The sequence below is a fragment of the Streptococcus oralis genome, assembly GCF_019334565.1.
GTDB lineage: Bacteria > Bacillota > Bacilli > Lactobacillales > Streptococcaceae > Streptococcus > Streptococcus oralis_CR.
The window spans coordinates 888,858-903,563 of sequence record NZ_CP079724.1; the positions used below are offsets into that span (position 1 = coordinate 888,858).

The 14,706-nt window shown below is 41.2% G+C and carries 16 protein-coding genes; 9 read left to right on the forward strand and 7 right to left on the reverse strand.

From position 1 onward, the window contains the following. Window positions 1-45: 45 nt before the first annotated feature. Both pcrA and radC read left to right on the forward strand, forming a co-directional pair. Window positions 46-2,337, forward strand: a complete 2,292-nt coding sequence (gene pcrA, locus KX728_RS04440; protein ID WP_215804700.1) for a DNA helicase PcrA — start codon at window positions 46-48, stop codon at window positions 2,335-2,337. Between the two features lie 42 nt (window positions 2,338-2,379). Further along, a complete protein-coding gene (gene radC / locus KX728_RS04445) occupies window positions 2,380-3,060 on the forward strand; it encodes a RadC family protein (protein WP_215804699.1) in 681 nt (226 codons plus the stop codon). Here the strand turns inward: radC and KX728_RS04450 are convergent. From KX728_RS04450 to KX728_RS04480, 7 genes are all read right to left on the reverse strand, one after another. Continuing rightward, a complete protein-coding gene (locus tag KX728_RS04450; protein WP_000743310.1) occupies window positions 3,057-3,746 on the reverse strand; it encodes a gamma-glutamyl-gamma-aminobutyrate hydrolase family protein in 690 nt (229 codons plus the stop codon). The two genes, radC and KX728_RS04450, sit on opposite strands and share 4 nt — an antisense overlap. A 15-nt stretch (window positions 3,747-3,761) precedes the next feature. After that, complete coding sequence (locus KX728_RS04455; RefSeq protein WP_000653412.1) at window positions 3,762-4,403, reverse strand: redox-sensing transcriptional repressor Rex; 642 nt, start codon at window positions 4,401-4,403, stop codon at window positions 3,762-3,764. Between the two features lie 82 nt (window positions 4,404-4,485). Next, window positions 4,486-4,701: a DUF4649 family protein gene (locus KX728_RS04460; protein WP_000286093.1), complete on the reverse strand. Its 216-nt coding sequence runs from the start codon at window positions 4,699-4,701 to the stop codon at window positions 4,486-4,488. Between the two features lie 6 nt (window positions 4,702-4,707). Next, window positions 4,708-5,055 carry a DUF1831 domain-containing protein gene (locus tag KX728_RS04465; protein WP_000863526.1) on the reverse strand — a complete coding sequence of 116 codons (348 nt, stop codon included), beginning with the start codon at window positions 5,053-5,055 and terminating at the stop codon, window positions 4,708-4,710. Between the two features lie 4 nt (window positions 5,056-5,059). Further along, entirely contained in the window at window positions 5,060-6,175 is a 1,116-nt protein-coding gene (locus tag KX728_RS04470; RefSeq protein WP_000639676.1) for a cysteine desulfurase family protein, read from the reverse strand. A gap of 9 nt (window positions 6,176-6,184) precedes the next feature. Continuing rightward, complete coding sequence (locus KX728_RS04475) at window positions 6,185-7,144, reverse strand: ribose-phosphate diphosphokinase (RefSeq protein ID WP_001283843.1); 960 nt, start codon at window positions 7,142-7,144, stop codon at window positions 6,185-6,187. A gap of 111 nt (window positions 7,145-7,255) precedes the next feature. Then, window positions 7,256-7,825: a CYTH domain-containing protein gene (locus KX728_RS04480; protein ID WP_000681306.1), complete on the reverse strand. Its 570-nt coding sequence runs from the start codon at window positions 7,823-7,825 to the stop codon at window positions 7,256-7,258. Window positions 7,826-7,953: 128 nt separating this feature from the next. Here KX728_RS04480 and yjbM point away from each other — a divergent pair, with 128 nt between their 5' ends. The 7 genes from yjbM (at window position 7,954) to vicK (ending at window position 14,705) form a co-directional block, all read left to right on the forward strand. Continuing rightward, window positions 7,954-8,625 (forward strand): GTP diphosphokinase, encoded by a 672-nt coding sequence (yjbM, locus tag KX728_RS04485; RefSeq protein ID WP_000151547.1) that lies wholly within the window; start codon window positions 7,954-7,956, stop codon window positions 8,623-8,625. Then, complete coding sequence (locus tag KX728_RS04490; protein WP_000799063.1) at window positions 8,609-9,427, forward strand: NAD kinase; 819 nt, start codon at window positions 8,609-8,611, stop codon at window positions 9,425-9,427. The genes yjbM and KX728_RS04490 overlap by 17 nt, the downstream gene beginning before the upstream one ends. Further along, window positions 9,424-10,320 (forward strand): RluA family pseudouridine synthase, encoded by an 897-nt coding sequence (locus KX728_RS04495; protein ID WP_215804697.1) that lies wholly within the window; start codon window positions 9,424-9,426, stop codon window positions 10,318-10,320. Before KX728_RS04490 ends, KX728_RS04495 begins: the two co-directional genes overlap by 4 nt. 43 nt (window positions 10,321-10,363) lie before the next feature. After that, on the forward strand, window positions 10,364-11,338 hold the full coding sequence (pta, locus tag KX728_RS04500) for a phosphate acetyltransferase (RefSeq protein WP_049478210.1): 975 nt from the start codon (window positions 10,364-10,366) through the stop codon (window positions 11,336-11,338). An 82-nt stretch (window positions 11,339-11,420) separates the two neighbouring features. After that, window positions 11,421-12,599 carry an A/G-specific adenine glycosylase gene (mutY, locus tag KX728_RS04505; protein WP_000886126.1) on the forward strand — a complete coding sequence of 393 codons (1,179 nt, stop codon included), beginning with the start codon at window positions 11,421-11,423 and terminating at the stop codon, window positions 12,597-12,599. A gap of 56 nt (window positions 12,600-12,655) precedes the next feature. Further along, window positions 12,656-13,363, forward strand: coding sequence for a response regulator YycF (gene yycF, locus KX728_RS04510; protein WP_000722058.1), 708 nt, complete (start codon window positions 12,656-12,658; stop codon window positions 13,361-13,363). Continuing rightward, a complete protein-coding gene (gene vicK, locus KX728_RS04515; RefSeq protein WP_000568721.1) occupies window positions 13,356-14,705 on the forward strand; it encodes a cell wall metabolism sensor histidine kinase VicK in 1,350 nt (449 codons plus the stop codon). Before yycF ends, vicK begins: the two co-directional genes overlap by 8 nt. Window position 14,706 lies beyond the last annotated feature (1 nt).

The following is a 14,706-nucleotide window of genomic DNA, read 5'->3' on the forward strand; positions in this document are numbered from 1 at the left end:
TTCTGATATAATAGAAACATTGACTTCAAGAGTAAGGAAGAAAAAATGAACGCATTATTGAATGGAATGAATGACCGTCAGGCTGAGGCGGTGCAAACGACAGAAGGCCCCTTGTTAATCATGGCGGGGGCTGGCTCTGGAAAGACTCGTGTTTTGACCCACCGTATTGCTTATTTAATTGATGAAAAAATGGTCAATCCTTGGAATATCTTAGCTATTACCTTTACCAATAAGGCGGCGCGTGAGATGAAGGAGCGTGCCTATAGCCTTAATCCAGCTACTCAGGACTGTCTGATTGCGACCTTTCACTCCATGTGTGTTCGTATCCTACGTCGTGATGCGGATCATATTGGCTACAATCGGAACTTCACCATTGTAGATCCCGGAGAACAGCGAACCCTCATGAAACGCATTCTCAAGCAATTAAACTTAGATCCGAAAAAATGGAATGAACGGACCATTTTGGGGACTATTTCCAATGCTAAGAATGACTTGATTGATGATGTGGCTTATGCTGCCCAAGCTGGTGATATGTACACACAAATCGTGGCTCAATGTTATACAGCCTATCAAAAGGAGCTTCGTCAGTCTGAGTCTGTTGACTTTGATGATTTGATTATGCTGACCTTGCGTCTCTTTGATCAGAATCCTGATGTTTTAACATACTACCAACAAAAATTCCAATATATCCACGTTGATGAATACCAAGATACCAACCATGCCCAGTACCAACTGGTCAAACTCTTAGCTTCACGCTTTAAAAACATCTGTGTGGTCGGTGATGCGGACCAGTCTATCTACGGTTGGCGTGGGGCTGATATGCAGAATATCTTGGATTTTGAGAAAGATTACCCTAACGCCAAGGTGGTTTTATTAGAAGAAAATTACCGTTCAACCAAAACTATTCTTCAAGCAGCAAACGACGTCATCAAAAATAATAAAAATCGCCGCCCCAAGAATCTCTGGACCCAGAATGCTGTTGGGGAGCAGATTATTTACTATCGTGCAAATGACGAACAAGATGAGGCTGTTTTTGTAGCCAAAACCATAGATGAACTTGGTCGTAGCCAAAACTTTCTTCACAAAGACTTTGCAGTTCTTTATCGGACTAATGCGCAATCTCGTACTATTGAGGAGGCCCTCCTCAAGTCCAATATCCCTTATACTATGGTCGGCGGAACCAAGTTCTACAGCCGTAAGGAGATCCGTGATATTATTGCCTACCTCAATCTTATTGCTAATCTGAGTGACAATATCAGTTTTGAGCGCATTATCAACGAACCAAAACGTGGAATTGGCCCAGGAACCGTTGAGAAAATTCGCGACTTTGCAAATATGCAAGACATGTCTATGCTGGATGCTTCAGCCAATATCATGTTGTCTGGCATCAAAGGAAAAGCAGCACAGTCAATTTGGGACTTTGCCAATATGATCTTGGATTTACGAGAAAAACTGGATCAATTAACTATCACCGAGCTGGTGGAGGCTGTTCTAGAAAAAACAGGTTATATCGATATTCTCAATTCCCAAGCGACCTTAGAAAGCAAGGCTCGGGTTGAAAATATCGAAGAGTTCCTATCTGTGACCAAAAACTTTGATGACAACCCTGATAGTCAGGAAGAAGAAACTGGTTTGGACAAACTCAGTCGTTTCTTGAATGACTTGGCTTTGATTGCGGACACGGATTCGGGCAGTCAGGAGACATCTGAGGTGACTTTGATGACACTCCATGCTGCTAAGGGACTCGAGTTCCCAGTTGTCTTTATCATTGGGATGGAGGAAAATGTCTTTCCGCTTAGCCGTGCAGCTGAAGATCCAGATGAACTGGAAGAAGAACGCCGTTTGGCCTATGTCGGTATCACACGAGCAGAAAAGATCCTCTATCTGACCAATGCCAACTCTCGCTTGCTTTTCGGTCGTACAAATTATAACCGTCCAACACGTTTCATCAATGAAATCAGTTCGGACTTGCTCGAGTATCAAGGTTTGGCCCGTCCAGCGAATACTAGCTTTAAAGCCTCTTATAGCAGTGGTGGGATTGCTTTCGGTCAAGGTATGAGCTTAGCTCAGGCCCTTCAAGAACGGAAACGCAATGCTGCACCAAGTTCTATCCAGTCAAGTGGTCTCCCATTTGGACAGTTAGCAGCCGGAAATAAAAAAGATTCGACTGATACAAGTTGGTCTATTGGGGATATTGCTCTCCACAAGAAGTGGGGAGAGGGAACTGTTCTGGAAGTCTCTGGTAGCGGTGATACTCAGGAGTTGAAAATCAATTTCCCAGAAGTGGGTCTGAAAAAACTCCTAGCCAGCGTTGCTCCAATTGAGAAAAAAATCTAATTTTTCATCCTCCTCACGAATAATAAAGTGAGGAGGATTTTTATGTACAGTATTTCATTCCAAGAAGATTCACTCTTGCCTAGAGAAAGACTAGTTAAAGAAGGAGTAGAGGCTCTAAGCAATCAAGAGTTGTTAGCTATTTTGCTCAGAACGGGAACGCGTCAAGCTAATGTATTTGAAATTGCTCAGAAAGTCTTGGATAGTCTTAACAGTCTAACTGATTTAAAGAAAATGACCCTGCAGGAATTGCAGAGTCTGTCTGGTATTGGACGGATTAAGGCCATTGAACTACAAGCAGTGATTGAACTGGGACATCGCATTCACAAACATGAAACCCTTGAGATGGAAAGTATTCTCAGTAGTCAAAAACTAGCCAAGAAAATGCAACAGGAACTTGGCGACAAAAAACAAGAGCACCTAGTGGCGCTCTATCTCAATACTCAAAATCAAATCATCCATCAGCAAACTATTTTTATCGGATCTGCGACACGCAGCATTGCTGAACCACGGGAAATTCTTCACTATGCTTTGAAGCATATGGCAACCTCGGTGATTCTCGTTCGCAATCATCCATCTGGTGCTGTATCTCCTAGTCGAAACGACGACCATGTCACTAAGCTAGTCAAGGAAGCCTGCGAACTGATGGGGATCGTTTTCTTGGACCACCTGATTGTCTCGCACTCGGATTACTTTAGTTACCGTGAAAAGACGGATCTGATTTAGAGTTCGTTAACAACATAGTCAAATAGCGTTTTATCTTTGGGGCGATTTTCAAATAGAAATTCTGGATGCCATTGGACACCAAGGTAAGGAAAGCCATCCGTAGTTGTCACAGCCTCAATGATTCCATCTTTAGGATCATGTGCTACAACCTTAAGATTAGGCGCTAGATCTTTAATACTCTGGTGGTGGAAGGAGTTGATATGGGAGATTTCTCCATAGATCTCTCGGAGAATGGTGTCAGGTTCCGTTACGAGGCGTTGTGTCGTGTATTCGGCTGAACAGTCCTGCCAATGATCCTCAATATCTTGGTGAAGCGTACCTCCCATAGCGACATTGAAAAGCTGAGTACCACGGCAAACAGAGAAAATTGGTTTCTTTTGCTTAATCGCTTCTTTGATAAGTGCTAGTTCAAAAATATCTCTTTGAAGGTGGTAGTCATCACTATCAATAGCCTTTGGTTCACCATAGTATTTTGGATCAACATTTTGCCCACCCGTTAGGATGAGCTTATCAATGATACTGATGTAATAGGCAGCCATTTCTTGATCACCAATCGGTAGGATGATTGGAATTCCGCCAGCGTCCTTGACTCCTTCAACAAAGCCCTTTGCTGCATAGCTCATCATGATGTCATCATCTGGATGAGCCTTTTCATTTCCTGTAATCCCAATAACTGGTTTTTTCATAAATGCTTTCGCTTTCTAATCCTCTTTACGCATAAAATAGAGGAGAGTTTGGAGTTCGCTTGTCAAATCGACATACTGAACGACCACATCTTTTGGGAGGTGAAGGTGAACAGGGGAAAAGCTGAGAATACCTTTTATACCTGCATCAACCAAAAGATTGGCAACTTCTTGTGATTGAACACTTGGAACTGTTAGGATAGCAGTTTTGACATCTGCTTCTTTGATTTTTTCTTTAATCTGTGAGATACCATAGATTGGAATCCCATCAGGTGTCTGGCTTCCAACTTCTGGATGGTCATCTAGGTCAAAGCCCATAATAATTTTCATCTTGTTACGCTCGTGGAAGCGGTAGTGGAGAAGGGCATGTCCCATATTTCCGATTCCAACCAACATAACATTTGTAATTGAGTTATCATTTAGGAGATCAGCAAAAAAATTCATCAATTTTTTGACATCGTAACCAAAACCACGACGACCTAGTTCACCAAAGTAGGAAAAATCACGACGGACGGTCGCAGAATCGATACCGATAGCCTCTGCAATTTGCTTGGAGTTGGCACGTTCGATTTTTTCTGCATGAAATCTCTTGAAAATTCGATAGTAAAGAGAGAGTCTTTTTGCTGTTGCTTTTGGAATAGCAGACTGTTTATCTTTCACAAAATCACAACCTTTCTATTCTTCTATTTTATAGAAACATTGTGAAAAAATCAACAAAAACAAGAAAAAACTAAGAAATTTCTTAGTTTTTATCTGAAAAATGAGCTTGTGATAGAAAACGGTAGAGATCGCCAACCAATCCTTGATAAATCACCTTATCATTAAGCGTTAAGGAGCTGATTAGGAGAGTATCAGGTAGGGTCACACAGCCTGATAGAGATAACATGAGCTCTTCGTAATCCTTGTATTCAAGTGTACGTTCTACGTGATAGTTATCTTGATAGGTAAGTCGATACATAGTCAATTATCTTTCTTCTTTAGTGAAGATACCGCGTTCTACTAAACTGTCCATGAGGAAGTAGAATTTTTCCTGATGAATGTGGTGGTCTTCTGATTTAAAGATATTAACCAAACGAAGGCCAGACTTGTCAGTAATGTTGAGTTTAGCACCTGTAAGGTCTTTGTTGATGATGATTTTTAGCTTGAAACCTTCACCACTGTTGGGTACTTTTTCAAGTAGACGAGTCAGTTCGTAGTTTCCAACTTTTGTTTCAAAGAAAGTATTGTCTTTCAGTGTGAACTTTTTGACAGTTGGGCTAAGTGTGTAGTCGTAGCGGCAGTTTTGTAGTTTAATGGTTTTTTCGAATGCCATTAGATTAATCTCCAATAATATTTTTTAAGGTTTGTGCGAGTTGTTTCAGTTCAACCTCAGTGTTAAGAGGAGAGAGACTGATACGGACAGATTCTTTCAAACGATGTGAATTTGGTCCATAAAATGCTTCAAGCACATGACTGGTTTGCACAATACCAGCAGTACAAGCTGAACCGGTAGAAATTGAAATTCCTTCAAGGTCTAACCGTAGCAAGAGCAAATCATTTTTTTGACCAGGAAAGCCAATGTTGACAACATAAGGTAGTTGGTGATTGCTTTCATTGAGATAGTAGTCGAGACCTGCAATTTCTTCTAAAAAAGTAGATTTAAGTGCGCTTAGTTTTTGGTAATGCTCAACTTGGTCATTTAAATCCTCTTTGAGAGCAGCGACCATGCCTACAATGGCAGCGAGATTTTCTGTTCCAGCCCGTTTTTTTTGTTCTTGGTCCCCACCGTGAAGATAGGAATCAAAGTCTCCAGTAGATGCGTAAAGAAAGCCCACTCCTTTTGGTCCATGGAATTTGTGGGCAGAAGCGCTGAGGAAATCAATTCCTAATTCCTCGGGATGGATAGGAATTTTTCCGATAGCTTGAACAGCATCTACATGATAAGCAGCAGGATGATCTTTTAAAATAAGTCCAATCTCAGCGATAGGTAAGAGGCTACCTGTTTCATTATTAGCATACATGGTGGAAACGAGGATGGTATCGTCACGTAAGGCTTCTTGAATTTGCTGGGCAGTTATTTCTTGATTTACTGGTTGGATGATAGTTGCTTCAAAACCAAAATGTTGAACCAGATAATCGATAGTCTCAAGCACAGAATGGTGTTCAATAGCTGTAGTAATGATATGTTTTCCACGTTCTTGATGACGGAGACAATAGCCGATAATGGCTGTATTGTTACTTTCTGTACCGCCAGATGTAAAAAAGATATGTTGAGGTTTGGTTCCTAGTAAGTGGGCTAAGTCTTGACGAGCTTCTCGCAAGAGTTTGCCAGCCTGCCGACCATGACTATGAATACTAGAAGGATTACCATGAGTTTCTTGCATGACCTTGGTCATTTCAGAAATAGCTACTGCTGACATAGGAGTTGTAGCAGCATTGTCCAAATAAATCAAAGAATCACCTTATTTCTTTTTGTTGTAAGCAAAGAGTGGGCTGACTGGTTTTCTTTCATGGATGCGGACGATAGCATCTCCGATTAATTCGCTAGCAGTAATGTAACATACATTTTCTGGAGTCCTTTCTTTGGTCGCTACTGAGTCTGTCACAAGGATTTCTTTGATGTTTGTAGCGTCAAGAAGGTCTGCTGCCCCTTCAACAAATAAACCGTGACTAGATACTGCATAAATCTCAGTTGCGCCTTCACGTTCAACGATTTTGGCTGCTTCAGAGAAAGTACGACCAGTATTTAGGATATCGTCAATCAAGATAGCCTTTTTGCCTTCAACATCCCCAATGATATAGCCTTCGTTACGATCAGAATCGTCTTGGGCGTAGTCAATGATAGCGATAGGAGCATCAAGATATTCAGCCAAACTACGTGCACGTTTAACACCAGAGTTCTTTGGACTGACAACAACAACATCAGAACCAAGAAGCCCTTTATCACAGTAGTGCTTAGCAAATAGAGGAACAGTATAAAGATTGTCTACAGGAATGTCAAAGAAACCTTGGACCTGAACAGCGTGGAGGTCAAGCGTTAGAACACGGCTTACACCAGCTTTGACAAGCATATTGGCAACCAGTTTCGCAGTGAGGGGTTCGCGAGAAGAAGCGATACGATCCTGACGCGCATAACCAAAGTAAGGAAGGACAACGTTGATACTATGAGCACTTGCACGTACACAAGCATCAACCATGATTAACAACTCCATCAAGTGGTTGCTAACAGGGTAGCTGGTTGACTGGATGATGTAGACGTCGTAACCACGGACACTTTCTTCAATGTTGACCTGGATTTCGCCGTCAGAAAATTGACGAGAGGATAATTTCCCGAGAGGTACACCAACTGTATCCGCAATCTTTTGAGCGATTTCATGGTTAGAGTTTAGGGTGAAAAGTTTCATGTTGTTTCTATCTGACATTATAGACCGTCCTCTGTAAACTTTGTGAATCTTCTTTGAGAAAGTTTTGTTTTTCAAAGCCAGATTCTTTTATTTTTATCTTTTCTATTTTACCAAAAAAAGGAGATTATTTCAGCTTTTTTTCATGCTTTTAATAAAACGAATTAATTTTGAAGGAGCTTTCTGATAGGTTATCTGATTTTCATCTAAAAATCTCTGAAAATCTTCTTTCCCTTTTTCATGGTCGGTGACTTCAAGTTCGAGTTCATAGTCCGTCTGGTCAAAGTATTGACTTTCATCTAAGGCCATTAAGCCAATCTCAGTTTTCATTTCATAACGAAGGGTGGAAAGGCAACCTAGAACAAGCCAGTCATGGCTTTCGATGCCAATCTTAGAGAGCTTCTCTAGAACGAGACCCTGAGGTAGTTTTGGTTTTTCTAGGTACGATTCAGCTTCTGGAAGAGTTAGTTTCTGGTTGTATTCCATATTTCCTACAGTTTGAGGCACTTTTAAGGTCAATTCCGCCCAATCTGCAAAAGTGCGAATGCGCATGGCAACCTTCTTTTCACGCAATTGGAAATCTGGTGTGTCAATGTAGTAGTTCTTCTGAAGAACGGGTTGGATATGGGAAAACTGTTTTTTTAGATGATCATATTCCTCTTTTTTCAGAAGTGTTTTCAATTCTATTTCTAAATGTTTCATTTTTTCAACCTTTTCTATATCTTTGAAAGCGATTTATGGTATAATGGACAATGTATTTATTGTATACGAATGTACTGAAAAAATCAAAGATTTTCGACAGAGCAATCAAACATTACAAGGGAGAAAGTATGACCATAGAATGGGAAGATTTTTTAGATCCTTACATTCAGGCTGTTGGTGAATTGAAGATTAAACTTCGGGGGATTCGCAAACAGTATCGTAAGCAAAACAAGCATTCTCCGATTGAGTTTGTAACGGGTCGTGTCAAACCGATTGAAAGTATCAAAGAAAAAATGGCTCGTCGAGGAATAACTTATGCAAGTCTAGAACACGATCTGCAAGACATTGCTGGTTTACGTGTCATGGTTCAGTTTGTTGATGACGTTAAAGAGGTAGTTGAGATTCTACGTAAACGCCAAGATATGAGAATCGTTCAGGAACGAGATTATATCACTCATCGTAAGGCTTCGGGCTATCGTTCTTATCACGTGGTTGTCGAATACACGGTTGATACGATCAACGGGGCGAAGACGATTTTGGCGGAGATACAAATACGGACTTTGGCCATGAATTTCTGGGCTACGATTGAACACTCACTCAATTATAAGTATCAGGGTGATTTTCCAGAAGAAATCAGAAAAAGACTGGAAATCACAGCGAAAATAGCCTATCAACTGGATGAAGAAATGGGTAAGATTCGTGATGATATCCAGGAAGCGCAGGCTCTCTTTGATCCATTGAGCAGAAAACTAAACGATGGTGTAGGAAATAGTGACGATACAGATGAAGAATACAGGTAAACGAGTTGACCTCATAGCAAATAGAAAACCACAGAGTCAGAAGGTTTTGCATGAGCTAAGGGAAAAACTAAAGAAACAACATTTTATACTGAACGATACCAATCCCGATATCGTCATTTCCATTGGTGGTGACGGGATGCTTTTGTCTGCCTTTCACAAGTATGAGAATCAGTTAGACAAGGTTCGATTTGTAGGTGTTCATACAGGGCATTTGGGTTTTTACACAGATTATCGTGATTTTGAGCTGGATCAATTGGTGACCAATCTTTTACTAGATACTGGAGCCAAAGTTTCTTATCCAGTCTTGAATGTTAAGGTAACGCTTGAAAATGGAGAGGTGAAAATCTTCCGTGCTTTAAATGAAGCGAGTATCCGTCGATCAGACCGCACCATGGTTGCGGATATCATCATTAACCATGTTCCGTTTGAGAGATTTCGTGGAGATGGAGTGACTGTTTCAACGCCGACGGGAAGTACCGCCTACAACAAATCCTTGGGTGGAGCTGTCTTACATCCTACCATTGAAGCCTTGCAGTTGACGGAAATAGCAAGCCTTAATAATAGAGTCTATCGCACTTTGGGATCATCGATCATTATTCCCAAAAAAGATAAGATTGAACTTTTGCCGACACGCAATGATTACCATACGATATCAGTCGATAACAGCGTCTATTCCTTCCGTAATATCGAACGGATAGAGTATCAAATCGACCATCACAAGATTCACTTCGTAGCGACTCCAAGCCACACTAGTTTCTGGAATCGTGTTAAAGATGCCTTCATCGGCGAGGTGGATGAATGAGGTTCGAATTTACCGCAGATGAGCACGTCAAAGTCAAAAATTTCCTCAAGAAACATGAGGTTTCCAAGGGACTTTTGGCTAAGATTAAGTTTCGAGGCGGGGCTATTCTGGTCAATGGCCAACCTCAAAATGCGACTTATCTCTTAGATATTAGAGACAGGGTAACTATTGACATTCCAGCAGAGGAAGGCTTTGAGAGCCTTGAAACTATTGATCGACCACTCGATATTTTATATGAGGATGACCATTTTCTGGTTTTGAATAAGCCTTATGGAGTAGCTTCCATCCCCAGTGTTAATCATTCCAATACCATTGCTAATTTTATTAAGGGCTACTATGTCAAACAAGAATATGAAAACCAGCAAGTTCACATCGTGACTAGGCTTGATAGAGATACATCTGGTTTGATGCTTTTTGCCAAGCACGGCTACGCTCATGCACGTTTAGACAAGCAACTGCAACGAAAGTCTATCGAAAAACGTTACTTTGCTTTAGTTAAAGGAGCTGGTGTCTTGGAGCCTGAAGGGGAGATTATCGCCCCGATTGCGCGTGATGAAGATTCCATTATCACGAGACGAGTTGCCAAGGGTGGGAAATACGCCCATACATCATATAAAGTTGTCGCGTCTTATGGAAATATTCACCTAGTCGATATTCGTCTTCATACTGGGCGAACTCATCAGATCCGAGTGCATTTTTCTCACATCGGTTTTCCTCTTTTAGGAGACGATCTCTATGGAGGAAGTTTAGACGACGGCATTCAGCGTCAGGCCTTGCATTGCCATTATTTATCTTTTTATCATCCCTTTCTAGAGCAAGATTTGCAACTAGAAAGTCCCTTGCCGGATGATTTCAGCAATCTTATTACTCAGTTATCAACTAATACTCTTTAAAAACTATTTGGAGTATAATTTATTTTCTTAAAGGAGAAAACTCATGGAAGTTTTTGAAAGTCTCAAAGCCAACCTGGTTGGCAAAAATGCTCGTATCGTTCTCCCTGAAGGGGAAGAGCCTCGTATTCTTCAAGCAACAAAACGCTTGGTAAAAGAAACAGAAGTGATTCCTGTTTTGCTTGGAAACCCTGAAAAAATTAAAATTTATCTCGAAATCGAAGGGATCATGGATGGTTATGAAGTCATTGACCCTCAACATTATCCTCAATTTGAAGAAATGGTTGCTGCCTTGGTAGATCGTCGTAAGGGCAAAATGACTGAAGAAGAAGCGCACAAAGTTTTGGTTGAAGATGTCAACTACTTTGGTGTGATGCTAGTCTACTTGGGCTTGGTTGACGGTATGGTATCTGGTGCGATTCACTCAACTGCCTCAACAGTTCGCCCAGCCCTTCAAATTATCAAAACTCGCCCAAATGTAACGCGTACTTCAGGTGCCTTCCTCATGGTACGTGGTACGGAACGTTACCTATTTGGAGACTGTGCCATTAACATCAATCCAGATGCAGAAGCCCTGGCTGAAATTGCGATCAACTCAGCAATTACAGCTAAGATGTTTGGTATTGAACCTAAAATTGCTATGCTAAGCTATTCTACTAAAGGTTCAGGATTTGGTGAAAGTGTTGATAAGGTAGTGGAAGCTACAAAAATTGCTCACGACTTGCGCCCTGACCTTGAGATTGATGGTGAATTGCAATTTGACGCTGCCTTTGTTCCTGAAACTGCAGCTCTTAAAGCTCCAGGAAGTATCGTAGCTGGTCAAGCAAATGTCTTTATCTTCCCAGGTATCGAAGCCGGAAATATCGGTTACAAGATGGCTGAGCGCCTTGGTGGTTTTGCGGCTGTCGGACCTGTTTTACAAGGTTTGAACAAACCTGTTAACGACCTTTCTCGTGGATGTAATGCAGATGATGTGTACAAGTTGACCCTTATCACAGCAGCTCAAGCAGTTCATCAATAAGATTTAGTCCTCTTTCCCATGGGAAGAGGCTTTTTAGTACTGAGAAAAGGACAGTTAGAAGCTTCTATGTTATACTAGATATATGTTAGATTTGAAAGAATACGATATCGTCATGTGGCCAGAGGAGAAGATCATTTCTTTTCGTGAAAAACTCCTCAACTGGTATGATGAAAACAAGCGAGATTTGCCTTGGCGGAGAAGTAAAAATCCTTATCGCATCTGGGTATCTGAAATCATGCTCCAGCAGACCAGGGTGGATACAGTTATTCCCTACTACGAACGATTCTTGGACTGGTTTCCAACAGTAGAAAGTCTGGCCAATGCCCCTGAAGATCGTTTGTTGAAGGCTTGGGAGGGATTGGGCTATTATTCTCGAGTACGCAATATGCAGGCTGCAGCTCAGCAGATTATGGCTGACTTTGGTGGTCAATTTCCAAACACCTATGAAGGAATTTCTAGTTTAAAAGGGATTGGCCCTTATACTGCGGGAGCTATTTCCAGTATCGCTTTTAATTTGCCTGAGCCAGCGGTCGATGGCAATGTCATGCGAGTTTTGGCACGTTTGTTTGAGGTTAATCATGATATCGGAGTTCCCAGCAATCGAAAGATTTTCCAAGCTATGATGGAAATCTTGATTGACCCGAAACGACCAGGTGATTTTAACCAAGCTCTGATGGATTTAGGTTCTGACATAGAGGCACCAGTTAACCCTCGACCAGAAGAAAGCCCTGTTAAGGAATTTAGCGCAGCCTATCAGAATGGGACCATGGATGTATATCCGATTAAAGAACCCAAGAAAAAGCCTCTCCCAATTTATCTCAAGGCTTTGGTTGTACGCAATGACCGTGGTCAATATCTACTTGAGAAAAATGAAAGCGAGAAACTACTAGCCGGTTTTTGGCATTTTCCATTGATTGAAGTTGATGATTTCTCAAGTGATGACGATCAGATAGATCTCTTTTCTCAAGTCAAAGAGGAAAGCAGAGCATTTGGACCAAGTCCTCAAGAAAACTTTGAGCAGGATTATGATTTAGAAGTGAATTGGTCCCAGCAAGTATTTGACCAGGTCAAGCATGTATTTAGTCATCGGAAATGGCACATTCAAATCCTAGCTGGTCAGGTGACAGAAACAAAACAGTTTTCAGACAGAGAAATTCGTTGGGTTTCTCCTCAGGAGTTTTCTGACTATCCACTTGCGAAACCTCAACAAAAAATTTGGAAGGCTTATAAAACAACTTTTGGAGATAAAGGCCTACAGTAGCCATTTGTGCCTTCTTTGCATTTTTTTGTTATAATAGATAGAGAAAAGGTGATAAAATGAAAAAAATATTAATTGTAGATGATGAGAAACCAATCTCAGATATTATTAAGTTTAATATGGCCAAGGAAGGTTATGAAGTCGTTACAGCCTTCAATGGTCGTGAGGCAATCGAGCTATTTGAAGCAGAGCAACCAGATATTATTATCCTCGACTTGATGCTACCTGAAATTGATGGTTTAGAAGTTGCTAAAGCTATTCGTAAGACTAGTAGCGTGCCGATTATCATGCTATCAGCTAAGGATAGCGAGTTTGACAAGGTTATTGGTTTAGAGTTAGGTGCAGACGATTATGTTACAAAACCTTTCTCAAACCGTGAATTGCAGGCTCGTGTCAAGGCCCTGCTTCGTCGTACAGACCTGGTTTCTGTGGATAGCCAAGAGTCTGATGAGAAGAAGACGCAACCTTTACAAATTGGTGATTTGGAAATTGTTCCAGATGCTTACGTGGCGAAGAAATATGGTGAGGAATTAGATTTGACCCACCGTGAGTTTGAACTCTTGTATCACTTGGCGTCTCATATTGGTCAAGTGATTACGCGTGAACATTTGCTTGAGACTGTATGGGGTTATGACTATTTTGGTGATGTTCGTACTGTGGACGTGACCATTAGACGCTTGCGTGAGAAAATAGAAGACACTCCAAGTCGTCCAGAGTACATTCTCACACGTCGTGGTGTTGGATACTATATGAGAAATAATGATTGAAGATATTAGACAAACTATTCTGACCAGTGATTTTATCTTTATCTTGATTTTACTTGGCTTTATCCTGGTGGTGACCTTGCTGTTACTGGAAAATCGTCGGGATAATATCCGTCTAAAGGAGATAAATCAAAAGGTTAAGGACTTGATTGCAGGTGATTATTCTCAAGTTTTGGACTTGCAAGGAAGTACAGAAATCACCAATATCACCAATAATCTGAACGATTTGTCAGAAGTTATTCGTTTGACCCAAGAAAATCTGGAACAAGAGAGTAAACGATTGAACAGTATTCTTTCTTACATGACAGATGGCGTTCTTGCGACCAATCGCCGTGGCCAGATTACTATGATCAACGATATGGCCAAGAAACAGCTCGGTGTGCAGAAAGAAGATGTTCTGAATAAAAGCATCCTCGAATTGCTTAAGATAGAAGATGAGTATGAGTTGCGTGACCTGATTACACAGATTCCTGAGTTGACGATTGACTCCCAGGATGTGAATGGTGAATATCTAAGCCTTCGTGTACGTTTTGCTCTGGTTCGCCGTGAGTCAGGTTTTATCTCTGGTTTGGTTGCCGTTTTACATGATACGACCGAACAGGAGAAGGAAGAGCGTGAGCGAAGACTCTTTGTTTCTAACGTGAGTCACGAGTTGCGAACTCCTTTGACCAGTGTTAAATCTTATCTTGAAGCCTTGGACGAGGGAGCCCTGTATGATCCTGTTGCTCCTGATTTTATCAAGGTTTCACTCGATGAAACCAACCGTATGATGCGGATGGTGACAGATCTCTTGCATCTCTCTCGTATTGATAATACGACAAGTCAGCTAGATGTGGAATTGATTAATTTTACAGCATTCATCACCTTTATTCTCAACCGCTTTGATAAGATGAGAAGTCAGGATGACGAGAAAAAATATGAGCTTGTCAGAGATTACCCTATTAATTCAGTTTGGATCGAGATTGATACCGATAAGATGACTCAGGTGATTGATAATATTCTTAACAATGCCATTAAGTACTCACCAGATGGTGGGAAAATCACTGTCAGCATGAAAACTACTGATGACCAGATGATTTTATCCATCAAAGACCAAGGTCTAGGTATTCCAAAGCAAGATTTGCCTAAGATTTTTGACCGCTTCTACCGTGTGGATCGTGCAAGAAGCCGGGCTCAAGGTGGAACTGGTCTAGGTCTGGCGATCGCAAAAGAAATCATCAAACAACACAATGGCTTTATATGGGCCAAAAGTGAATACGGTAAGGGCTCAACCTTTACCATAGTGCTCCCTTATGATAAGGATGCCGTAAAAGAAGAAATATGGGAGGACGAAATAGAAGACTAGA

Excerpts from the sequence above, each read along its gene's own strand:
- pcrA (WP_215804700.1), top strand. The coding sequence starts at position 46 with ATGAACGCATTATTGAATGGAATGAATGACCGTCAGGCTGAGGCGGTG.
- KX728_RS04465 (WP_000863526.1), bottom strand. The coding sequence starts at position 5,055 with ATGGCATTCGAAAAAACCATTAAACTACAAAACTGCCGCTACGACTAC.
- KX728_RS04450 (WP_000743310.1), bottom strand. The coding sequence starts at position 3,746 with ATGAAAAAACCAGTTATTGGGATTACAGGAAATGAAAAGGCTCATCCA.
- radC (WP_215804699.1), top strand. The coding sequence starts at position 2,380 with ATGTACAGTATTTCATTCCAAGAAGATTCACTCTTGCCTAGAGAAAGA.
- yycF (WP_000722058.1), top strand. The coding sequence starts at position 12,656 with ATGAAAAAAATATTAATTGTAGATGATGAGAAACCAATCTCAGATATT.
- KX728_RS04490 (WP_000799063.1), top strand. The coding sequence starts at position 8,609 with ATGAAGAATACAGGTAAACGAGTTGACCTCATAGCAAATAGAAAACCA.
- KX728_RS04475 (WP_001283843.1), bottom strand. The coding sequence starts at position 7,144 with ATGTCAGATAGAAACAACATGAAACTTTTCACCCTAAACTCTAACCAT.
- yjbM (WP_000151547.1), top strand. The coding sequence starts at position 7,954 with ATGACCATAGAATGGGAAGATTTTTTAGATCCTTACATTCAGGCTGTT.
- pta (WP_049478210.1), top strand. The coding sequence starts at position 10,364 with ATGGAAGTTTTTGAAAGTCTCAAAGCCAACCTGGTTGGCAAAAATGCT.
- KX728_RS04480 (WP_000681306.1), bottom strand. The coding sequence starts at position 7,825 with ATGAAACATTTAGAAATAGAATTGAAAACACTTCTGAAAAAAGAGGAA.
- KX728_RS04460 (WP_000286093.1), bottom strand. The coding sequence starts at position 4,701 with ATGTATCGACTTACCTATCAAGATAACTATCACGTAGAACGTACACTT.
- mutY (WP_000886126.1), top strand. The coding sequence starts at position 11,421 with ATGTTAGATTTGAAAGAATACGATATCGTCATGTGGCCAGAGGAGAAG.
- KX728_RS04495 (WP_215804697.1), top strand. The coding sequence starts at position 9,424 with ATGAGGTTCGAATTTACCGCAGATGAGCACGTCAAAGTCAAAAATTTC.
- vicK (WP_000568721.1), top strand. The coding sequence starts at position 13,356 with ATGATTGAAGATATTAGACAAACTATTCTGACCAGTGATTTTATCTTT.